Raw genomic sequence first — 20562 nt, 5'->3', positions numbered from 1 at the left:
ATCGCTAACGCAAGCCCGAGCCAGTTTTTTTTACAAGGCACTATTTTAAAACATATTTGCCTTAAACTTGTTTAGCTTATTAATAGGTAAAATAGTGGCATTAGCTTTTATAAATTTAAACTTACCAAAATCCTTTCCTTTTTTAACAAATTCGCCTTTTTTAAAAAAATCGTCACAAGCAATCCAACCAAGAATCCAGCCTTTACTATAATCATTTAAAATTCTTAAAAATATATAAAAATCGGCATCTTGTTTGTAAACCCCCGATAAGTCGTGCGAGTTAACCGTACACCAATAATCGGGTTTAGGTTTAAACTTACAAGTAATGGTTTTAACCTCAAGTTTTTTACCTTTATTCGATATTAAATCATAATGGTATTTATCTTCATCATTTTTAAGCCCAAGATGTTTCATAATAATTCGTTCGCCAATATAGCCTACTAAAATCCTATCTCGTTCAGACCCAAACTTACTTAAACCTAAATTATCGCGTGTATTTACATGTTCCAATTTGTTATTGGCATAATCAATAATATCAGGAGTAATTAAAATTTCAATCAAACTAGTAAAAGTTTTATTATAAATATTTTTTAATGGCTAAAGCCACGGCTTTTGCTAATAAAGGCGGTACAGCATTTCCTGTTTGTACTCTAGCTTGCACAGTTCCACCTTTTACAACAAAATCATCAGGAAAACTCTGTATTCTGCATCTTTCTCGAATGGTTAATCCACGATTATCTTTTGGGTGTCCAAGTTGAAATTGAGGCCTTATGCCACCAGAAACCTGTGTAGGGCTTAAAATATCCCAGGCCAATCGTATACGTTGTTTAAACCTTTGGTACATAGGTTCGCCAGGTTTTGTATTTCGTATTCTATCAATCGTAGCCATAGGATGGTTTGGAGCCGTATGCCCTGTAAATTTTTTATCTGTATTTAAGCGCATTAATTTTTGGTAATCGCTAAAAGGTTCAGAATTATAAGTGGTTTTAGTTTCTTTAGTTTTTAAAGCAGGCAAATCGCCAATGGCATTTTTTATGGAAACATAAGCATTGTTGGTTTCGGGGCCGTGTGTTTTAATGATATCTTTAAAATTAAATGTTTTATCCTTTATGCCAACAAATATTAATCGTTTTCTTTTTTGCGGTACACCGTAATCGGGTGCGTATAGCATTTGGCTTTTTACTGTCATTTGTCCAATATCGCTTAAGTGCGTTTCAATATCTGTAACAAAACTACCAACGCTTTTCATGCCCGAAACGTTTTCTAAAACAATAACTTTGGGTTGTAAAACTTTAACAAAACGAGCAAATTCCATATACATAAAATTTCTATCGTCTTGCTCGTGTCTTTTTCTGTTATTTAATGAAAAACCTTGACAAGGAATGCCACCAATAAGCACATCGAGTTGCCTGCCATTTAAAAGCTCTTTTATAACTTGAGGGTTAACCTTTTTAATATCGCCATTAATAGTAGAGCAATTGGGGTGGTTTGCTTGAAATGTTTTAATAGAAGGTGTATGAATATCGCAACCTAAAACAGTTTCAAAACCAGCCATTTCAAACCCTAACGATGTGCCACCGCAACCACAAAATAATTCGGCAACAATAGGTTTTTGTGTGTTAATATTATTCCCTTTTTTAAAAACAGGTTCGTTATTCCAGTAATAACCGTTTTCTTCAACTTTCACAGAAGTATCCCAAGCACTTTTTTTTATTATTTTGGGTTCTATAGTTTCGGGCATATTTTATTTTTAAGGTAATGAAGATAATTTATAGCATACCAAAAGTAATAAATAATTAAATGTTAAAAATGGTATTAAAACTCAAACTTTAATTGTACACTAACACGTTGTTTTGTTTCTGGTTTTTTCTTTTTTTCGGTGTTTAAATTAGATATAGATATGCCTAGCAACCTAACCGAGTTTGTCATTTTTTCTTGGTATAATAAATCTTTAGCCGTTTCTAAAATTACACTTTTGTCGCTAATAAAATAAGGTAGGGTTTTGCTTCGAGTTTGTAATGTAAAGTCGCTATATTTTATTTTTAAAGTTACAGTTTTGCCAGCAACTTTACTTTTTAGTAACCTGCGCGAAACCTCATTAGCAATGTGTTTTAACTTTTCAAGCATAAATACTTCAGACGATAAATTTTCGCTAAAAGTACGTTCGGCAGCTAAGCTTTTTCGGGTTCTGTGTGGTTTTACTTCGCTAGTATGTATGCCTCTAACAATGTAGTAATAATACCGTCCAGATTTACCAAAGTGCTCGTCTAGATATTCTAAAGGTTTGTTTTTTAAATCTAAACCTGTAAAAATGCCTTTTTGGTACATTTTTTCGGCAGTAACTTTACCAACACCATAAAACTTTCTAATATCTAAGGCTTCTAAAAAAGCTGTAACTTCTTCAGGGTTAACTGTTTTTTGTCCGTTAGGTTTATTGTAATCGCTTGCAACTTTAGCAATAAATTTATTTATTGAAATACCAGCCGATGCGGTTAATCCAACCTCTTCATATATTCTTGCTCTAATTTCTTTAGCAATTAAAGAAGCGCTTGGGTTTCCTTTTTTATTTTGTGTAACATCTAAATAAGCCTCATCTAGAGATAAAGGTTCTACTAAATCGGTATATTCATGAAATATTTTTCTAATTTTTTTCGATATTTCTGTATACCTTTCAAAATTGGTTTTCACAAAAATTAAGTCGGGGCATAGCTTAATAGCTAAACTACCAGGCATGGCACTTTTTACGCCAAATTTTCTAGCTTCGTAGCTTGCAGCACTAATTACGCCTCGTTTACCACCACCGCCTACAGCAATAGGTTTCCCTTTTAAATTAGGGTTATCCAACTGCTCTACAGAAGCATAAAACGCATCCATATCAACATGAATAATTTTTCGTAATGGTAAATTGGCAGACATGTTGTAAATTTAATGAATAATAAAAAATGTATGAAAAAAAGTATCTGGCTCTTGTTAATAGTAATATCGGTAATAGTAACAATTGTTTCGGCATATACAAATACCAAGCTAGTACAATATGTTTTTAAACCGCTATCTACATTGCTGGTTATTATTATACCTATTTTATTTGCTAAAAATGGGTTAAAACCTTATAAAAATATTATTTTAATAGGATTAGTGTTTTGCCTTATAGGAGATGTGTTTTTAATGTTCGATTCGTATTTTATTTTTGGTCTTGTTGCTTTTTTAATTGGTCATATATTCTTTATATACGCATTTACCACCATTAATGGAATTTCTACAAATATTAAAACGTTAGTTCCACTAGTAGCTTTGGCGTGCTTAGTTTTTTTTATTTTAAAAGATCATTTAGGAAGTTTGTTAGTGCCTGTAATTTTATACATAGCATGTATTGTATTTATGGTATGGCAAGCTTTAAACTTATATGTTTGGAAAAAGGATTATGCCTTTTTACTAATTTTATTGGGTGGCATCTTATTTTTAATTTCAGATTCTGTTTTAGCTTATAGAAAATTTATTTTTAATTTTACAATTGCGCAATTTTTGGTGTCTACTACGTATTGGTTGGCAATAACATTAATTTCGCTTTCAACAATTTATATAAATGACAAAGCTAGAACAAGTATCTAATATAGAAATAGAGCGTAAATTTTTAGTAAAATCTGATGCTTTTAAGACAGACGCTTTTAAGTTTACTAGAATTATTCAAGGTTATTTAAACTCAAATAAACAAAGAGCAGTTAGAGTTAGGATAAAAGACAATTTGGGCTTTTTAACTGTAAAAGGCGAATCATCAAAAAATGGATTGTCTCGCTTCGAATGGGAAAAAGAAATTACAAAACAAGAAGCCATTGAATTGTTAAATTTATGTGAACCAGGCGTTATTGATAAAATACGATATGAAATAAAAGTTGAAAATCATATTTTTGAAGTCGATGAATTTTTAGGAAACAATGCAGGTTTAGTTATTGCAGAAGTCGAATTAAGTAGCGAAAACGAAACCTTTAACACGCCTAACTGGCTAGGGAAAGAAGTAACAGGGCAAACAAAATATTATAACTCGCAACTAAGTAACAAACCTTATAATACATGGATTTTATGAAAAAAATTGTAGTGCTATTAGTGTTTATTTCGGTTTTATTTTGCTGTAAAGAAAAGCCAAAAGCTTCACTACCAGATATAAAAGAAAATGTTGAAGAGGTAGCAACAGCTATAAAAGATTCTGTTTTTGTTGAAACTGAAAAAGTAGTTGAAAAAACCATGAAACAACTTAAGGAAGAGCTTACTGCTAAAGGGTTTAAAACGTTTGATTATGTTGATGAGAAAACAAAAGATACTATTTTAATGCAGCAATATTTTATGGCTTTCTTAAAAAAAGGCCCTATTCGTGGGCAAAATGAAGAGGAGTCTGCAGAGCTTCAAAAACTACATCTAGAGCACTTAACCAAAATGTACGATATGGGTTATGCAGATATTTCTGGTCCTTTTGGTGACGATGGAGATATGAGAGGTGTAACCATTTATAACGTACCAACATTAAAAATGGCAGATAGTTTAGCCAACTCAGACCCTATGGTTATAGCTGGCAGATTAGTAATAGAAATACACCCATGGTGGGCAGCCAAAGGGTTTCCTTTAAGATAGTAAGTAATGTTTAAGTTTATAAAACGCCATTTTTTCCGGTTCAATATTTTAGTAATACTAGTATTGCTTTTAATTCATTTTGTATTAAAAGAAAGTAGTTTTTCTCTTTCGGTTATTTATTATACGTTTCCGTTGCCATTAATTATAATTGTGGTATTACTGTTATCGGTATTTTTAAGAAAAAAAAGAAGACATTACAACCTTGTTTTAGCACTTATATTAATAACCATTTGGCTAGCTAGAAGTTTTAAAATAAATACTTCTGAAGATATTCTAGAAACCGATATTGAAATTATGTTTTGGAATGCTACACACAAGCGCGAGCTTATAGATGTTTTTGAAAACAATAATAATAACCTACCAGATGTGGTTGTTTTGGTAGAATATCATGCCGAAGATATTGAGGACGACAAATTAAAATATCCTAATTTTCACTTTTATTGGCATAAAGAAAGTGAAATAGGGGTGTTTTCTAAAACACCAATAGAGATAAAAAATGTTGCCATTTCTGATGATGAAACTGTAGTTATAAACTTTACAACCTATAATTTAAACTTTTATGCTGTTGATGTTGATGGAAACATGAATATTTACAGAGAAGATCAATTAAAATTTGTTACTGAGACAATTAAAACAACAACAAACACGGTGGTTTTAGGAGATTTTAATACACCAATGGAATCAAGGTTTCTAAATAATATTGAGGTTGATTTTAATCAGGTTTTAAACGAAAAAGGCACAGGTTTTCGAGAAACTTGGTTTTGGAATTTACCATTATTATCTCTAGATCATATTTGGGTTTCTAAAGACATGCAAATTTTAAATGCCGAAAAATTAAGCACGCTAAAATCGGATCATTCAATGATTAAAACTGTAATAAGAAAATAGTTATTCTGTTATTTCAAATGTTTGTTTGGCTTCATTTCCAAATTCATCAATAACTGTAACCGTGTGCTTGCCTTGTTTTGGTTTAACAGCTAATTCATGTAAGGTTTTGGTGCTTCCTATAAAAGTATTATCAATATACCAAAATACCGTGCTTTCTGGTTTAGAATGTGCTATTTTTAAAATTAAGTTATTTGTTTCGCCATTAAAATCTTTAGGTAAAAACACCGTATTATTTTTATTTGGATAAATAAACTCAATGGTAATTAAATGTTCACCTAAACAATCATTTTTAAATTTAGGAAGCGGCTTATAAAACGGGTTTTTAGTTTTGTAATAATGCGCCATAAGAGGCGGTAATACAAACCACGATTTGTGCTTAATTTGATCTAAATTTTCGCAAGAGGAATTTACTTGATAAGTTTCATTTTTATCTAAATGAACTAAAATATGGTACGGGCAAGGTTTGGTTTTTAACCCACTAATTTGAATATGTTTTTCTTCAACATTAATACAATATTGCGATGCTCTATACCCGCTTTGTTTACATATAAAAACTTGTTGCATTTCATCAAAAGGCTTATCAAACCAATTACTATTAGGTAGTAAATTAAAAACATCAAATAAAATAGGAGCCGCAGTTTGTACGCCAACCAAACCAGGGCGTCCTTCTCCATCGGCATTTCCAACCCAAACGCCAACTACATAATCTTTAGTGCTTCCAATAGCCCAAGCATCTCTAAACCCAAAACTGGTTCCGGTTTTCCAGGCAATGTGTTTAGAATCATCAAAAAATTCCCAACTCTCATCACTTTCAGGTCTGTTAACTTCTTTTAAACTTTCGTAAGTTAAGTAAATAGAAGCTGCATCAAAAAGTGTTTTATCGTTCGTTTTTTTTCCAAAATTTATAGTTTTAGAAGCTAAAAATGTAGGCTCGCAAAATTCATTTGAAAAATATGTACTAGAGTTATCGGAAAAATGGTTTAGTGTTGATGATAATGCGGCGTAACTTTTACATAAATCCCAAAGATTACTTTCGGCACCGCCTAATGCTAACGATAGCCCGTAATGGTTAGCATTATATTTAAGATCTTTAAGGTTTAATTGTTTTAAATAATGAAAAAACCTATCTAAGCCAAACTCGTGTAACATTCTAACAGCAGGAACGTTTAACGAGCGCGATAAGGCTTTGCTAGCAGGTACAGCACCATCATAAGTTTTATTATAATTTTCGGGGTTATAGCTGCCAAATTGTGTAGGGACATCTGCAACCAAACTATTAGGTAGTAAATTACCGGAATCTAACATTGATGCGTACAAGAAAGGTTTTAAAATACTGCCTGTACTTCTGGGTTTATTAATAATATCTACATCTTTTTGGTGGTTTTTGTTGGTTGGTGTATTGCCAATATAGGCTAAAACCTGCCTGGTTTTTACGTTTAAAACTAAAACCGCAGCGTTATGAATTTCGTTCTGTTTTAATTGGTTATAATGTGTTTTAACAATATAATTTACACGTTTTTGAAGATTGGCATTAATAGTTGTTTTAACGCGTTTTCCATGGTGTTTTTTAGCCACTTTTTGTAATAAATGAGGTGCCGTTTGGGGTAACCTATAAGGTTTTAAAGGTAAAGTTTCTGCAACAGCAAGTTGGTATGTAAGTGAGTCTATTATAGAATTGTTTAACAGTTTTTTTAAAAGTCTATTACGCTTTAGTAATAAGTGTTTTTGGTTTTTGCCCGGATAAATTAAGCTTGGCGCATTAGGTAAAACGGCTAATGTGGCACTTTCTGCCCAAGATAACTGGTTGGCATTTCTATTAAAATAACGCCACGAAGCCGCATCTAGTCCAACTACATTTCCGCCAAAAGGAGCGTTGCTAGAATAATAAGCTAAAATAGTTTCCTTACTATCTCGAATTTCTAGACGTGAAGCTAAAATAATTTCTTTAAGTTTTTCTATGTAAGTGCGTTTTTGCCCTTTTCTAGAAAGCCTAATTACTTGTTGTGTTATAGTGCTGCCACCGCGTTTTATGCTGCCAGATTTTAAATTATCTCTTAAAGCTTTAAAAATAGATACGGGGTTAAACCCTGGGTGCGAATAAAAGTATTCATCTTCAAACTGAATAATACAGGCTTTAAATTTTTCTGGAACAACCTTGTTATACGGAAATCTCCATTGGCCATCACGGGCTATTTGGGCACCTAATAGTTCGTTTTCTGTGCTAGTAATTACTGTAGCAGTTGGAGTTTTAAAAAGCTGTTTAGGTAAACAAAAAACATACGCAATTAAAAGCATAAGTATAATTGCCATTTTAATTTTATGCGTTTTTATGTAGTTTATTACTCGTGTCATTTATTTTATGTACTCTTAAACGCTTAAATTAGATGCTTTTTAAGATAATTTTATATTAACTAATATATAATACTTACTTTGGCTAAAGTAATATAGCATTTGTGAAACTAATTTCCTTGAATACATTATTAAAAAATAAGTTTTATTTACTGTGTGTAATTGTATTGGTGTCTTTTCAGTCTTTTGCACAATTAGGGTTTTGTACTGGTAATTCTGGCGACCCTATTTTTACCGAAACTTTTGGTACAGGATCTACAACCTCACTACCACCAGGAACAACATCTTATTCTTATACCGCAGGAGCTCCTAACGATGGGTCGTATAATGTTTCAAGTAATACCAATTGGTTTGGGTGGCATATTATTCCAGACCATACACCAGGCGATTCTAATGGAAGAATGTTAATTATTAATGCCGATTTTACTGCTGGCGAATTTTACCAAACAACCGTTAGTGGGCTTTGCGAAAATACGACTTACGAGTTTTCTTCGTGGATGATTAATTTACTTCCGCCTTCTAGCTGCGGTGGCGGAATTCCTATAAATGTAAAATTCGAGATTTGGGATAATACCGATACTAATCTTTTAGCCAGCGGTGATACTGGAGATATAAACGGAACCACTAACCCTAATTGGCAACAATACGCATTAGTGTTTCAAACCTTACCAAGCCAAACCTCTGTAATATTAAAAATGTTAAATAATGGTGTTGGAGGTTGCGGTAACGATTTGGCTTTAGACGATATTGTTTTTAAATCTTGTGGCGATACTATCGAAATAGAAGATGCATTAAATACAAACACTACCATTTTGTGCGAAAACCAACTTCCATATTCAACAACACTAACAGCAATGCCAGATTTTACTATTTTTTCATCTCATTTTTACCAATGGCAACAAAGTGTAGATGGTGTTAGTTGGGTAGATATACCAGGCGAAACAAATAATAGTTATACCATGGCGCCTATAAATAGCACTACATTTTACAGAACCAAGGTAGCCGAAGCTGAGGTAAATGTTAATAATAACTCATGTAATTCGGTTTCAGATATATACGAAGTTAGAGTTGTTCCAACACCTAGTGCACCAACAAATAATGGCGATTTAGCAATTTGCGAAAACGATACAACACCATTATCGGTAACCGTCGGGCCTGGCGAAACTGTAAATTGGTTCGATGCCAACACAGGAGGAAATTTATTACTAGCCAATAGTGCAACATATAAACCAGCTACATCTGGCACTTATTATGCAGAAACCCAAACTATTACAGGAGGCTGTTTATCTTCAACCAGAACAGCTGTGCAAATGCATTATTTTGAAACACCAGATGTAACAGACCAAACCTTAGAGTTTTGCGAAAATACAACCATTAGTTTGCATGCAAATCCAGCAAATCCTAGTCCGTCAACTACTTACCTGTGGGATAACGGTAGCACCCAAGAGCAAATTCAAGTTTCCAGTCCGGGTACATATTCAGTAGTCGTTTCAAATAGTACATGTAGTGTTACAAAAACCATAACGCTATCTCAAATAGATAACCCAGTAATAGAAAGCGTAGAAAGTAATGGCACCAATATTAACATTACAACCACCAATACTGGTAATTTTCTGTATTCTATAAACGGAAGCGAGTTTCAAACCAACCCCACATTTTATAATATCGAGGGCGGGCAATATACCATTTATATAAAGCATCAAAATTGCAGCCAAGTAATAACCACACAGCACATACATTTTTATATTCCATCGTTTTTTACACCAAACGGCGATGGTGTAAACGATACCTTCAGCTTAAAAGGTATCGAGTTTTATAGTACAACGCAAGTTTCTATTTTTAATAGATATGGTAAACTTTTAAAAAGCGGTATAAACACAGCGCTAAATTGGGACGGAACTTACAACGGAAACCTATTACCAACAGCCGATTACTGGTATGTAATAGTTATAGAAGGGCAAAAATTTACGGGGCACATTACTTTAAAACAATAATTTTTTTGGGCGTTACCACAAGGGTCGGGCTTTCACTACTCAATCCCTCCTTCGTCGGGGATTTCAAACATACCGTTCAATCCCTAACACAGGCTGGTTTGCATAATTGGTTTTTATATGGTTTGTATTTGTTTTGAAGTCAATAGTCTTTCCACCAAACTCTTGTTCGTTTATAATTGCAATTAGCTAATTTTTCTAACACATAAATATGTTCAAAAACCTGATTATTTGTTTCTATTATTTTAATCTTTTTCTTTTTTATACCTTCCTTTAAAATTGAATCGCTTATAGACCGTCCTTCTCTCCATAAACTTTCTACAGAAGTTAAACTTACCTTTTTAACAATATTTATTTTAATAGTATCAATTTTGTTATATCTATTAATATCAAATAGATTCTTGTCGATTTTATAATATTTTGTTTGCCCAATATCAATAACGCTATCTTTTGATTTATCAAATAAAAGATATTTTGCTGTTTGGCTTGACACTAAATTCGTCATGATGGATACAAACAAACAAGTAAATATTATTTTATTTACAAATTTTGCTTCCATTTTGTTTTTCATCTGTTATAATTTGTAAAATTGTTGTTTGTTCTTCACTAGAAAGTTCATTCCAAGCAGTTGTATATATAGATTAAGTCATGATTATTATTTGCATCTTTAATTTCGGAAAGCCCTTCCCAAGCCAATGCATCATAATATTCGTCTGTATGTTGTGCATTATCAAATTGTTTCAAGCCTTCTGCAATGGTAGTTCTGTAAAAAGCCGCCATTTGTTCGTGATCCCAGTTTTTCCCATAAATTCTCATATGTTCATATATACCAGGGAAATCATTAGGAGTTACTCCAACACCATCTCTGTAATAAAACTCCCAGAGTCTAGCATGTATACCTTCATGCAAAATTGTTCTAGCAACAGTAAGCATAGTATTTATATTTTCAGACCTATTTTGGTTAATACTGATGACAAAGGTATTGGGCATACCACTTTGTGCTGGTGTAGCCGTAGAGGCGTTTGTTCCATTGCCCAGAGTCGTTGACATTTGTAGGTTTAAATTAAATTGAGATGGTTTGTTTCCATCCAAGAAGTTTTCCAATATCCAATTTATATTATTACTGTTATTAACCATTTTATTATAAACACAAAGAGCTTTTCCTGTAAGATTATTGGAAATTTCATCTACATCAAGTACGAGCTCATTACCGTGGTTATTACTACTGACAGTATTGCTAATATAAGATGGTGTTTCATGGCTATGGTACGTAATATTTTGATTTGGACCTGGAATATATACGAATTCTACAGATACACGGTTAAGAACCGAATGTGTATAAGTAAAACCACCATTACCATCTGATTTATACCAATCAGTATAATGCTCGGTATAAACAGGGGCAAAGCAGTCTGAACAATTGGTCTCTATATTTTCCTGTTTAGAAAAAAGTGAGCTATCTTTATTTTTAAATTCATTTATCAAATTACCTTTTTCATATCCTTTTACTTTTAGTGTTTCCCCTTTTAGATTATAGTGATATAATGTACCAGAGAATGAATCAATGGAAAAATACGATGTATTGCTTAAATCCTTGTCGTCATTGGCCAAAAATTTGATAATTTCGAAAGACCATGAGTTTTGACTATTTTTTGCTACTAATACCTTGTATCTAAAACTAAACTGATATTTACCACTTTCAATGGATTTACTGGTATTAAGCGAAGTATTAAATTCATATAAAACAAAACCATTTTTATTTGAATCTTCAATATTAAAATCATTCCAATCTACAATTAAATTATCTTTTATAAACAAATCATTAAAGTTGTCAAGTGAGAATTCATTCTGTATTTTTTGATTTTCTGAAAATTCGATTTCAGAGGATTCATCATAGGAACAATTTATAAATAGAGAAATTAGTAAAGATAAAGTTCCAGTTTTAAGAAAGTTTTTCAGTTTTCGTTTTTTCAAGTTTTCCTTTGTCTAAATTTAGTGATTGAATTCGGATAATGTGTTGGCATATTGCCTGCCAATATTCCGTGAATATGAAAACGTTTCAATATTTCATATCCGACGTTAAACGAAAGTAGTAGAAAATTTTTACAAAATCTAGTAAAAAGTAATAGGTTAGGATTCCTGCGAAAGCAGGAATTTGTTACTTATCAATAACAACCCATTTCCCTTTAGTTCTCACCAAAAACTCGTTATCGTACATGGCTTCGGCTTGTACACCAGGTAAATAATAGGTTCCTAAATACGATGCGTTTAACATTACATTAAAGGTTTTGGTGCTGTGTTTGCCTTTTTCGGGTAAATCGAAATAAAAATTTACACGGTCGTCTCTAATATCGGTATGTCTTGCGGCACTTATTGTACTGCTTCCAAAGGCAGTAAAGCGAGTGTTTACAATGTCCCAACCCGACGGAAATATTTGGGTTAAAGCCACATTGTTTACAGCTATATTTTTTAAATTACTAACACTAACTGTAGCTATAAAATCTTGCCCTTGTGTAAGTTTAGAAACATCAATACTATGGCCTTTTAAATCTTTATATTGTACTAAAACACTTAAACCGCGTTGCTCTACTAATTCTTGACCAAGTGGTAGTTTTCCAGAATTTAATACACGAACATACACGAGGTTATCTTTGGTGTTTGTAAAGGTTAAATTATTCGTGCCATCTGTGCTGTTTAGTTGGCGTTGTGCAATGGCGCTTTTAGTGTTTATACTTTCGGTTTTTCCGTTAATGGTATACTTTACATTTATAGCTTTTCCGCCATTGGCTTCAACCATTTTAGCCATTGCTAGTAAGCTGTAAGCTGTAGTTTGTGTGCTCATCCAACGGTTGCTCGATAAATCTTTAGCAATAACTTCGGCAAGTGTTCGCATATTAGAGTTTTTGGTTAATACCATGGTTTCTAAAGCCATGGCTCTATTTCTATCTGCCGAGCCATAGGTGTAATAATTATAACGTTGAGGTTTAAAGTTAATATTTGCCGATTGCGAAATGCTAAGGCTGGCTTCGTTTTGTCCTACTAAAGCATAGGCTGCTGCTAGTCGCCATTTGGCTTCGTTAGAAATTTCTGAAAACTCGCGTAAACGGTTCATGCTTCCTAAATCTGGGTTTCCGGCCAATGCCAAAGTGTACAAGCGGTAGGCTTGCGCTAAATCGGAATTATAGGTTCTGTAACTTGGACGCCAGTTTCTAGCGGCTTGTTTTTGGTAGCTTAGCCAATTGTTTTTAAAGGTAAGTGGCAATACGTAACCTTTTTTTTCGGCTTCTAACATAAAATGGCCAGCATAGCTTGTATTCCAATCGTTGGTTTGGTTTTCTCCCATCCAATAACTTAATCCGCCATGGGCGCGTTGAAATTGTCCTATACGCTTAATGCCATTTTCAACATGAGTTTGTATTTGTTTCTTTTTATCGGGAGTTAAATCAAAAATATTGGCTAAAAACAATTGCGGAAATACACTAGATGTGGTTTGCTCTAAACAACCATGCGGATATTGAATTAAATATTGTAACCTACGCGAAAAATCCATTGGAGGTAAGGTTGAAAATTCTAGTAATGCCGAGTTTGTTCCTGCTACACCAAAGGTTGAAAATGCCATAGTTTTTGAAGCATTAGCACCCAATGTTTTGTTTATAGCTTTTGATGTTATTGGGTTGGTGTTTACAACATCTAACTCTACTTTATAAGTTGAGGTTTCGCCGTTACTTGTAGCAATAACTTCAATAGTATTTATACCTTTAGCTTTGCTAACATCTAGTTGGAAATAGATCATTTTTTCATCAGGCTGAGCAAAACTTAATGTTTTTAATGCGTTTCCAACTATAGATATGCCATTGCTTAGTTTCAAGTTAATTTTTACATTTTTCACTTTAGGTTCCATAGCAAAAACGGTAACAGGTAAGGTTACTTTTTCTCCAGGGCTTAATTTCCGCGGAAGCGTTGCTAAAACCATGAGTGGCTTTTTAACTTGAACGGTTTTTTCTGTGCTTCCGTAAGCCTCGTTAGTGTTGTTTCCTGCGACAACCATAGTGCGTACCGAGCCAATATAATTTGGTAGTTTTATTTGATGTTTTTGGGTTTGTCCTGCATCTAATTTAAAAGGGCCTAAATAACTAACAACAGGTTTAAAACGGTTTGCTTTTTTGTTTTTTCCGCCAGCAGCATTGCCGTCGCCACCAATAGCAAATACTTGGTCTATACTTCCAGAATAGGCGCCAATAACATCATCAAAAATATCCCAAGTTTTAACACCTAAAGCTTCACGTTTGTAAAACTCATTCCAAGCATTAGGTGTTTTAAAACGGGTTAAATCTAGTAAGCCTTCTTCAACTAGGGCAATAGTATAAGTCATGCCTTTTTTATTTTTTTCTGAAACTTTAACCTCAAAGATTTGCTCGGGTTTTAGTTTGTCTGGCATTTGTAATTGTGGTTCTAATTTAGTGTTTGGATCTTCCACCATAATTGGAATAACACCATATAAACGTATTGGCAAATCGTTTTCTGTTATGTTGTGCGGTTGTAATAATGAAATGTTTACAAAAACGTTTGGAGCCATTTCTTTACTAATTGGAACATCTACAACGGTTTCTCCTTTGGTTGTTTTTATCCATTTATAATCTAGAACCTCGGTGCCATTTTCTATGCTTACTAAAGCACGGCCTTCGTTACCCGAAGCAAATGTAATTTTGGCGGTTTCGCCAACATTGTATTTTTCTTTATTGGCTGTAAAGACTAACATTTTGGCTGCTTCCTTATTGTTAGTTGGTGCCTTTTGCCACCAGTTTTTATAGAAATAGGCTGTTCTTCCTGTGGCATGACCACTTACGGGGTCTATAACTCTTATTAAATAGCGCCCTCTATCATTATTGGGTATTTTAATGTTGAAGTTTGCTTTTCCGTTAGCATCGGTATTTATTTTTAATGTTGAATATGGTTTGTGATAACTACTAGATACGTAGCTTGATAAATTATCGTAAGACGAATTCCACCACCAGCGCCATTCAATTTTATAAATTTTTACTTCAAGGTTATTGCGTTTTATGGGTTTGCCCTTTTCATTAACCACCACCACATTAAAGGTTTGGTTTTCATCAGTAAAAAATGAACCATAAGCATTGCCTTTTGGCGAGCGAAGACCAACAAACGATGTGTATGGCGCATATTGTTTGGTAAAGGCATCCATTGAAAAATCGCCGCCACTCTCGAACGCTCTAACTAAAAACTGTACATTTAGCATGCCTGGAGCATTTTTTCCAACTTCTAAATTTTTGTTTATAGTTGCTAGCCCTTTTTCATTTACTTGGCCTTCAAACACATTAATATCTTCGGTTTGAAATTGGCGTGTTGGGTCGTTAAACGTGTAGTTTTTATAGTTTTTAAAAGCAGTATATGCAGAACTAAACTTGGCTTTAACTTCGGTTTTTAAATTTTTTCCTGGTGCACCATGAAGCCATTTAATATCTAAATAACCCTTTAGTGGCGTATTACTTGTAAGGATATCGTTTTCAAAATCTATTTTAATTTTTAAGCGATTGGGTTTAACGGTTTCAATTTTTAAACTTTTATAAAATGTGGCGCCGCCAACCAAAACTTTGGCGTTATAGTTGCCGGTTTTATCTTCGGTTGATGTTGGAACTGTAAATTTGTAGAAGTTATTAATATTTTGGGTTGTAACGTTTTTGTAAGTAAGTTTCCCGTTTGGATCTATAATTTCTAGTTTTACAGGATGTTTTTTAGGTAGCGGATTGGCCTTGTCGTTTAACATAAAGGTTAAATGTAAAGTATCTCCAGGTCGCCAAACACCGCGTTCGCCATAAATGTAGCCTTTAAGCCCGCGTTGTAATCTGTTTCCAGAAACATCAAATTTGCTTAATGATAGCGAATTGCCATCATGAAGTTTTACGTATGTGGTATTATTGCCTTTTGTAACAATGGCAAAAGCTGCATTTTTATTGGAATCTATTAAGGTTAAACCGTGTTTGTCTGTAATGCTACTTGCTAATTTTTGTTGCTGGAAATTGTAAATAGAAACCGTTGCTCCGGCTTCAGGATTGGTATTTAAAATATTAGTAACCGCAAAATAATAGGAGTTGTTTGTGCCTTGTTTAGCTATAACGCCTAAGTTTGAAGCCAATAAATTTTGAGAGACTATTTTATTTTCGCCATAATAGGCATCATGGCAAGGGTTTTGCTCTTGGCGCCAATTGTATGTATAGTTTTTGTAACGATAGGCTTTATTATCCCAGTAGGCTTCTTCGCGTAAATTTTCATCTTCACTATCTGTTTCTGCGTAATCGCCCTCGTAATAATCCTCTTCGTAATAATCATGATAATTATCGCTTTCAGAATTAGAAATTCCAGCATTAGCCTCGCAATTGTATAAAGAATAGTTTTTGTTAAAGCTTAATTCTATGCGGTAAATGGCACCAGCATCTGCTTTGAAGAATTTTGATAAATCGATGCTGTATGCTTTCCATTTGCCTAAATTTTCAGTATTGGTTTGTAGTTTAATGGTTTGTTTTGCAATACGACGCCCCACTTTTTTTATCTCGTAATTGTTGTTACTATTTAAGTTATTGTCTTGTAGGAATTGAAGTATATTGTTTTCAAAAATTTTAATAATGCGTACATCAACAGCGCTTAAATTAACAGCTTCAAAATTAAATTTTAATTGTTCAGAATTTGGTAAAATGGTGCCGTTGTTAATTAGTCGTATTTGAGGTTTTAAGGCTTCGAAAGCTATAGTTTCAGAAAAGGGTTGCTTTAGCTTATAGTTTTCGGTGTTTTTAATGCCCTGAAAGATATCGACCAGAATGTTGCCAACCAATTTGCTATCTGGGTATACCTTTAATACATTACCATTAACTACATATTTTAGGTTTTTTACGTTTTGAATATTTACTAAACCATCAAAATTTTGTTGTTTTTTTAATGGGTCTGAAAAATTGATAGAAAGGTGTTGTTCTGGCGATTGCGTAACATTTACATCAACAATAGTAAAATTATTAATACCAGGAATTACAATGGTATTTTCGCCTTCATTTGAAGCTTCAATACTTTTTCCGTTCCATTTTACCAGAATTTTATCGTCTTCAATTTTTCGGTTTATACTATCAATCTTAAATTCAAAATATTTTGAAACTTCGTTTACTTCATTAAAAACAATTGAAAGATTTTTTCTGTTTTGAGATGCTTGAACTAAAGTTTTGGCGTCTTTTAAAGAAATAACATCGGCCGATGTTATGATACCTTCTAAATATTGCCAGTTTTTGCTGTACGATTGTAAATGGTTAGTTTCAATATTAAAACTTGGTGTTATGGTTTTAAACTGGAAGGTGTAGTTTTTAAAAGTGTTAGGTATATTTTTATAAATGTCTCCAAGTTTTATGGTAACGGTATACTCGGTATTAGCACTTAAATGTTCGTCGGGCGTAAAAAGTAAAGTATGTTTGTTTGCAGCGGTTAATTTACCTTGAACATGAGGTTTTATATTTACAATATGGTTTGTTATTTCTTGACCAGTTTGCCAGACTTCAACCTCTTTAGCCAAATTAATTTGTATGGGCTTTGCTACAGAAACTACTCCAGAGGTTGTGTAACTAATGTAATCTCGAAACTTAAACAGATTATCTGTTTCTATAACTTTCTTTTTACAGGACCAGGTTAACGTAATAATTAATACGAAAACAATATGTTTTTTTAATGACATGGATTGATGTGTTTTTTACAAACTAAATATACTTATAGAACGAAGGTGTAGGTAGAGTATCGTTACGTTAATAAATTTACGTTGTAAATTTTAAGCTTAGACTTTGTTATTTTGTTAAATCGTTCTTAAAGTTAATTTTTAAACATGCCAATGTACAATTCGCCTTTATCGTTCATGGTGGCTCTAAACATGCCTTGAGTATTAAATTCCATAGCCATATTACCATTTTTATCTATAGCTACAACACCGCCTGTTGCGCCTTGGTCTCCAATGTTTGGTAATTTGGTTTGAATAACGGTTTTGGTGGCTTCTTTAAGGCTTAATCCTTTGTATTCCATAAGCGCTGATATATCGTGGGCTACCATTCCTCGAATAAAAAATTCGCCCCACCCAGTACTAGAAACAGCGCACGTATTGTTGTTAGCATAAGTACCTGCCCCAATTATTGGAGAGTCGCCAATACGCCCCCAGCGTTTATTAGTCATGCCTCCTGTAGAGGTTCCTGCTGCTAAATTGCCATATTTATCTAAGGCGGCACAACCTACGGTACCGAATTTAGAATCTTGTAAGTCTGCATTATAAAACGTGGCAACCTTATTTTTTTCTGAAGCTTTAACACGCTCAAGAGATTTTAGCTTTTTTTCGCTAAAAAAATAACTTGATTCTACAATTTCAAGATTTTGATTTTTTGCAAACAATTCGGCACCTTGCCCAGAAAGCATAACATGTGGCGAATTATCCATAACCGCTCTAGCTAAATTAATAGGGTTTTTTACGGTTTTTGTTCCTGCAGAAGCTCCAGCATTTAAGGTTTTTCCATCCATAATAGAAGCATCATGTTCGTTAATACCTTCGTAGGTTAAAACAGCACCTCTACCAGCGTTAAAAAGGGGAGAGTTTTCTAGTATAGTTATCGTTTTTTGTACAGCATCTAAACTGGTTCCGCCAGCTTGTAGAATGTTATAGCCTGTACGAATGGCTTCCTCAAGTTTTTTGCGGTATTCTATTTCTTTTTCTTTAGATATATTGTCGCGCCTAATACTTCCTGCTCCACCATGAATTACGATTGAAAACTCGGCTTTTTCAGGCTCGTTTTTAATAGGCTCTGGCTGAGGTTCAGTTCCTTTTTTACAGGATAAACTAATTAAAAAAACAAAGCTTAGATAGGTGATTTTTTTCATGAAGATTACATATTAAATTGCCAATAAAGTTAATAATTTTATCGTTAGTTAATTTCAATAAAAACGACTATTTATTAGTATATTCGCAAATAAACTCAATATTAATATTAAATTAATAATTAATGAAAGATGTAGCGACCAATTTTGGTATAAATAAAGCTCTGGATGTTTTAGGTGTAAAAGCTGTAAATGAAGGCTCTTCAACAGGGTTAAATAATTTTTCTAATGGCAATGTTATTGAAAGTTATTCGCCAGTTGATGGACAATTAATTGGAAAGGTAAAAACAACTACAAAAGCAGATTATGAGCAGGTTATGGATGCTGCAGCATCTGCGTTTAAAACCTGGCGAACTATGCCTGCCCCGCAGCGTGGTGAAATTGTACGACAGTTTGGAGAAAAATTAAGAGAAAAAAAAGAGGCTTTAGGAAAATTAGTTTCTTATGAAATGGGGAAAAGCTATCAAGAAGGATTGGGAGAAGTTCAGGAAATGATTGATATATGCGATTTTGCAGTAGGGTTATCGCGTCAGCTTCATGGGTTAACTATGCATAGCGAACGTCCAGGCCATCGTATGTACGAGCAATACCATGCGCTTGGTGTTGTAGGGATTATTTCGGCATTTAATTTTCCTGTGGCTGTTTGGGCATGGAATACGGCTTTAGCATGGGTTTGTGGCGATGTATGTGTATGGAAACCATCTGAAAAAACACCAATGTGTGGTGTAGCATGCCAAAATATTGCTGCACAGGTTTTTGCTGAAAACAATTTACCAGAAGGAATTTCTTGTTTAATAAATGGCGATTATAATGTGGGTGAGTTTATGACAAAAGATAAGCGTATTCCTTTAATATCTGCAACAGGATCGACTAGAATGGGTAAAATTGTAGCTCAAGAAGTAGCAGGACGATTAGGTAAAAGCTTACTAGAATTAGGTGGTAATAATGCTATTATTGTAACGCCTGATGCCGATATAAAAATGACAGTAATTGGCGCCGTTTTTGGAGCCGTTGGTACAGCCGGACAACGTTGTACAAGCACACGTCGTTTAATTATACACGAATCTATTTACGATACGGTTAAAAATGCGGTTGTCGATGCTTATAAGCAATTGCGTATTGGTAATCCTCTAGATGAAAATAACCATGTAGGTCCTTTAATTGATACTGATGCTGTTAACATGTATAAAAATGCATTAGAAAAAGTGGTAGAAGAAGGTGGAAATATTGTGGTAGAAGGTGGTGTGCTATCGGGCAAAGGCTATGAGAGTGGCTGTTACGTAAAACCAGCAATAGCAGAAGCAAAACCACATTTTGAGATTGTACAACATGAAACTTTTGCCCCTGTTTTATATTTATTAAAATATTCTGGTAATGTTGAAAATGCTATTGATATACAAAATGAAGTGGCACAAGGTTTAAGCTCTGCAATTATGACTAATAATTTGCGTGAAGCAGAACGGTTTTTGTCTGTTCAAGGATCTGACTGCGGAATTGCTAATGTAAATATAGGAACCTCTGGTGCCGAAATTGGAGGTGCTTTTGGTGGAGAAAAAGAAACTGGTGGTGGTCGAGAATCTGGCTCTGATGCCTGGAAAGTATATATGCGTAGACAAACAAATACAATTAATTACACAACAGAGTTGCCTTTGGCACAAGGAATTAAGTTTGATTTGTAGTGATTAAGCTATACATTTAAAACTAAGGTCGCATTTTAAAATGCGGCTTTTTTTATTTTTAAATGCCTTTTTTAAGATGTATTGATAATATTAATGACTAAACACACAACAAATAAAACAGGTGT

Annotated in this window: 14 protein-coding genes; 6 read left to right on the top strand and 8 right to left on the bottom strand. The window is 33.6% G+C overall.

The window, feature by feature from the left end:
- Nucleotides 1–45: 45 nt before the first annotated feature.
- The 3 genes from ACNG5D_RS11365 to dinB all read right to left on the bottom strand — a co-directional run bounded on the left by ACNG5D_RS11365 (nt 46) and on the right by dinB (nt 2916).
- On the bottom strand, nt 46–561 hold the full coding sequence (locus tag ACNG5D_RS11365) for a hypothetical protein (protein ID WP_418183641.1): 516 nt from the start codon (nt 559–561) through the stop codon (nt 46–48).
- A 16-nt stretch (nt 562–577) separates the two neighbouring features.
- Nucleotides 578–1741, bottom strand: coding sequence for a DNA cytosine methyltransferase (locus tag ACNG5D_RS11360; RefSeq protein WP_418183640.1), 1164 nt, complete (start codon nt 1739–1741; stop codon nt 578–580).
- Between the two features lie 74 nt (nt 1742–1815).
- Nucleotides 1816–2916, bottom strand: coding sequence for a DNA polymerase IV (dinB, locus tag ACNG5D_RS11355; protein WP_418183639.1), 1101 nt, complete (start codon nt 2914–2916; stop codon nt 1816–1818).
- A 30-nt stretch (nt 2917–2946) separates the two neighbouring features.
- Here dinB and ACNG5D_RS11350 point away from each other — a divergent pair, with 30 nt between their 5' ends.
- From ACNG5D_RS11350 to ACNG5D_RS11335, 4 genes are read left to right on the top strand one after another with little or no spacing between them, the layout of a single operon-like run.
- The gene (locus tag ACNG5D_RS11350; protein ID WP_418183638.1) at nt 2947–3609 is read left to right on the top strand and encodes a lysoplasmalogenase; all 663 of its coding nucleotides are present in this window, start codon (nt 2947–2949) and stop codon (nt 3607–3609) included.
- Complete coding sequence (locus ACNG5D_RS11345; RefSeq protein WP_418183637.1) at nt 3584–4081, top strand: CYTH domain-containing protein; 498 nt, start codon at nt 3584–3586, stop codon at nt 4079–4081. The genes ACNG5D_RS11350 and ACNG5D_RS11345 overlap by 26 nt, the downstream gene beginning before the upstream one ends.
- Nucleotides 4078–4623, top strand: coding sequence for a YciI family protein (locus tag ACNG5D_RS11340; RefSeq protein WP_418183636.1), 546 nt, complete (start codon nt 4078–4080; stop codon nt 4621–4623). Before ACNG5D_RS11345 ends, ACNG5D_RS11340 begins: the two co-directional genes overlap by 4 nt.
- Before the next feature lie 6 nt (nt 4624–4629).
- Nucleotides 4630–5511: an endonuclease/exonuclease/phosphatase family protein gene (locus ACNG5D_RS11335; RefSeq protein ID WP_418183635.1), complete on the top strand. Its 882-nt coding sequence runs from the start codon at nt 4630–4632 to the stop codon at nt 5509–5511.
- Here ACNG5D_RS11335 and pbpC read toward each other — a convergent pair whose 3' ends face one another.
- Complete coding sequence (pbpC, locus tag ACNG5D_RS11330; RefSeq protein WP_418183634.1) at nt 5512–7863, bottom strand: penicillin-binding protein 1C; 2352 nt, start codon at nt 7861–7863, stop codon at nt 5512–5514.
- A 116-nt stretch (nt 7864–7979) separates the two neighbouring features.
- Here pbpC and ACNG5D_RS11325 point away from each other — a divergent pair, with 116 nt between their 5' ends.
- Nucleotides 7980–9854: a T9SS type B sorting domain-containing protein gene (locus ACNG5D_RS11325; RefSeq protein WP_418183633.1), complete on the top strand. Its 1875-nt coding sequence runs from the start codon at nt 7980–7982 to the stop codon at nt 9852–9854.
- 139 nt (nt 9855–9993) lie between these two features.
- Here ACNG5D_RS11325 and ACNG5D_RS11320 read toward each other — a convergent pair whose 3' ends face one another.
- The 4 genes from ACNG5D_RS11320 to ACNG5D_RS11305 all read right to left on the bottom strand — a co-directional run bounded on the left by ACNG5D_RS11320 (nt 9994) and on the right by ACNG5D_RS11305 (nt 18761).
- Entirely contained in the window at nt 9994–10422 is a 429-nt protein-coding gene (locus ACNG5D_RS11320) for a hypothetical protein (protein ID WP_418183632.1), read from the bottom strand.
- 44 nt (nt 10423–10466) lie between these two features.
- Complete coding sequence (locus tag ACNG5D_RS11315) at nt 10467–11825, bottom strand: hypothetical protein (protein ID WP_418183631.1); 1359 nt, start codon at nt 11823–11825, stop codon at nt 10467–10469.
- Nucleotides 11826–12009: 184 nt separating this feature from the next.
- The gene (locus ACNG5D_RS11310; protein ID WP_418183630.1) at nt 12010–17580 is read right to left on the bottom strand and encodes an MG2 domain-containing protein; all 5571 of its coding nucleotides are present in this window, start codon (nt 17578–17580) and stop codon (nt 12010–12012) included.
- 131 nt (nt 17581–17711) lie between these two features.
- Nucleotides 17712–18761: an isoaspartyl peptidase/L-asparaginase family protein gene (locus ACNG5D_RS11305; protein ID WP_418183629.1), complete on the bottom strand. Its 1050-nt coding sequence runs from the start codon at nt 18759–18761 to the stop codon at nt 17712–17714.
- Between the two features lie 122 nt (nt 18762–18883).
- Between ACNG5D_RS11305 and amaB the strand changes: the two genes are divergently transcribed.
- Nucleotides 18884–20437 (top strand): L-piperidine-6-carboxylate dehydrogenase, encoded by a 1554-nt coding sequence (gene amaB / locus ACNG5D_RS11300; protein WP_418183628.1) that lies wholly within the window; start codon nt 18884–18886, stop codon nt 20435–20437.
- Nucleotides 20438–20562 lie beyond the last annotated feature (125 nt).

The sequence above is a fragment of the Algibacter ulvanivorans genome, from assembly GCF_048381495.1.
Classification (GTDB): domain Bacteria; phylum Bacteroidota; class Bacteroidia; order Flavobacteriales; family Flavobacteriaceae; genus Algibacter_B; species Algibacter_B ulvanivorans.
This window is presented reverse-complemented; position numbering and strand designations above follow the sequence as displayed.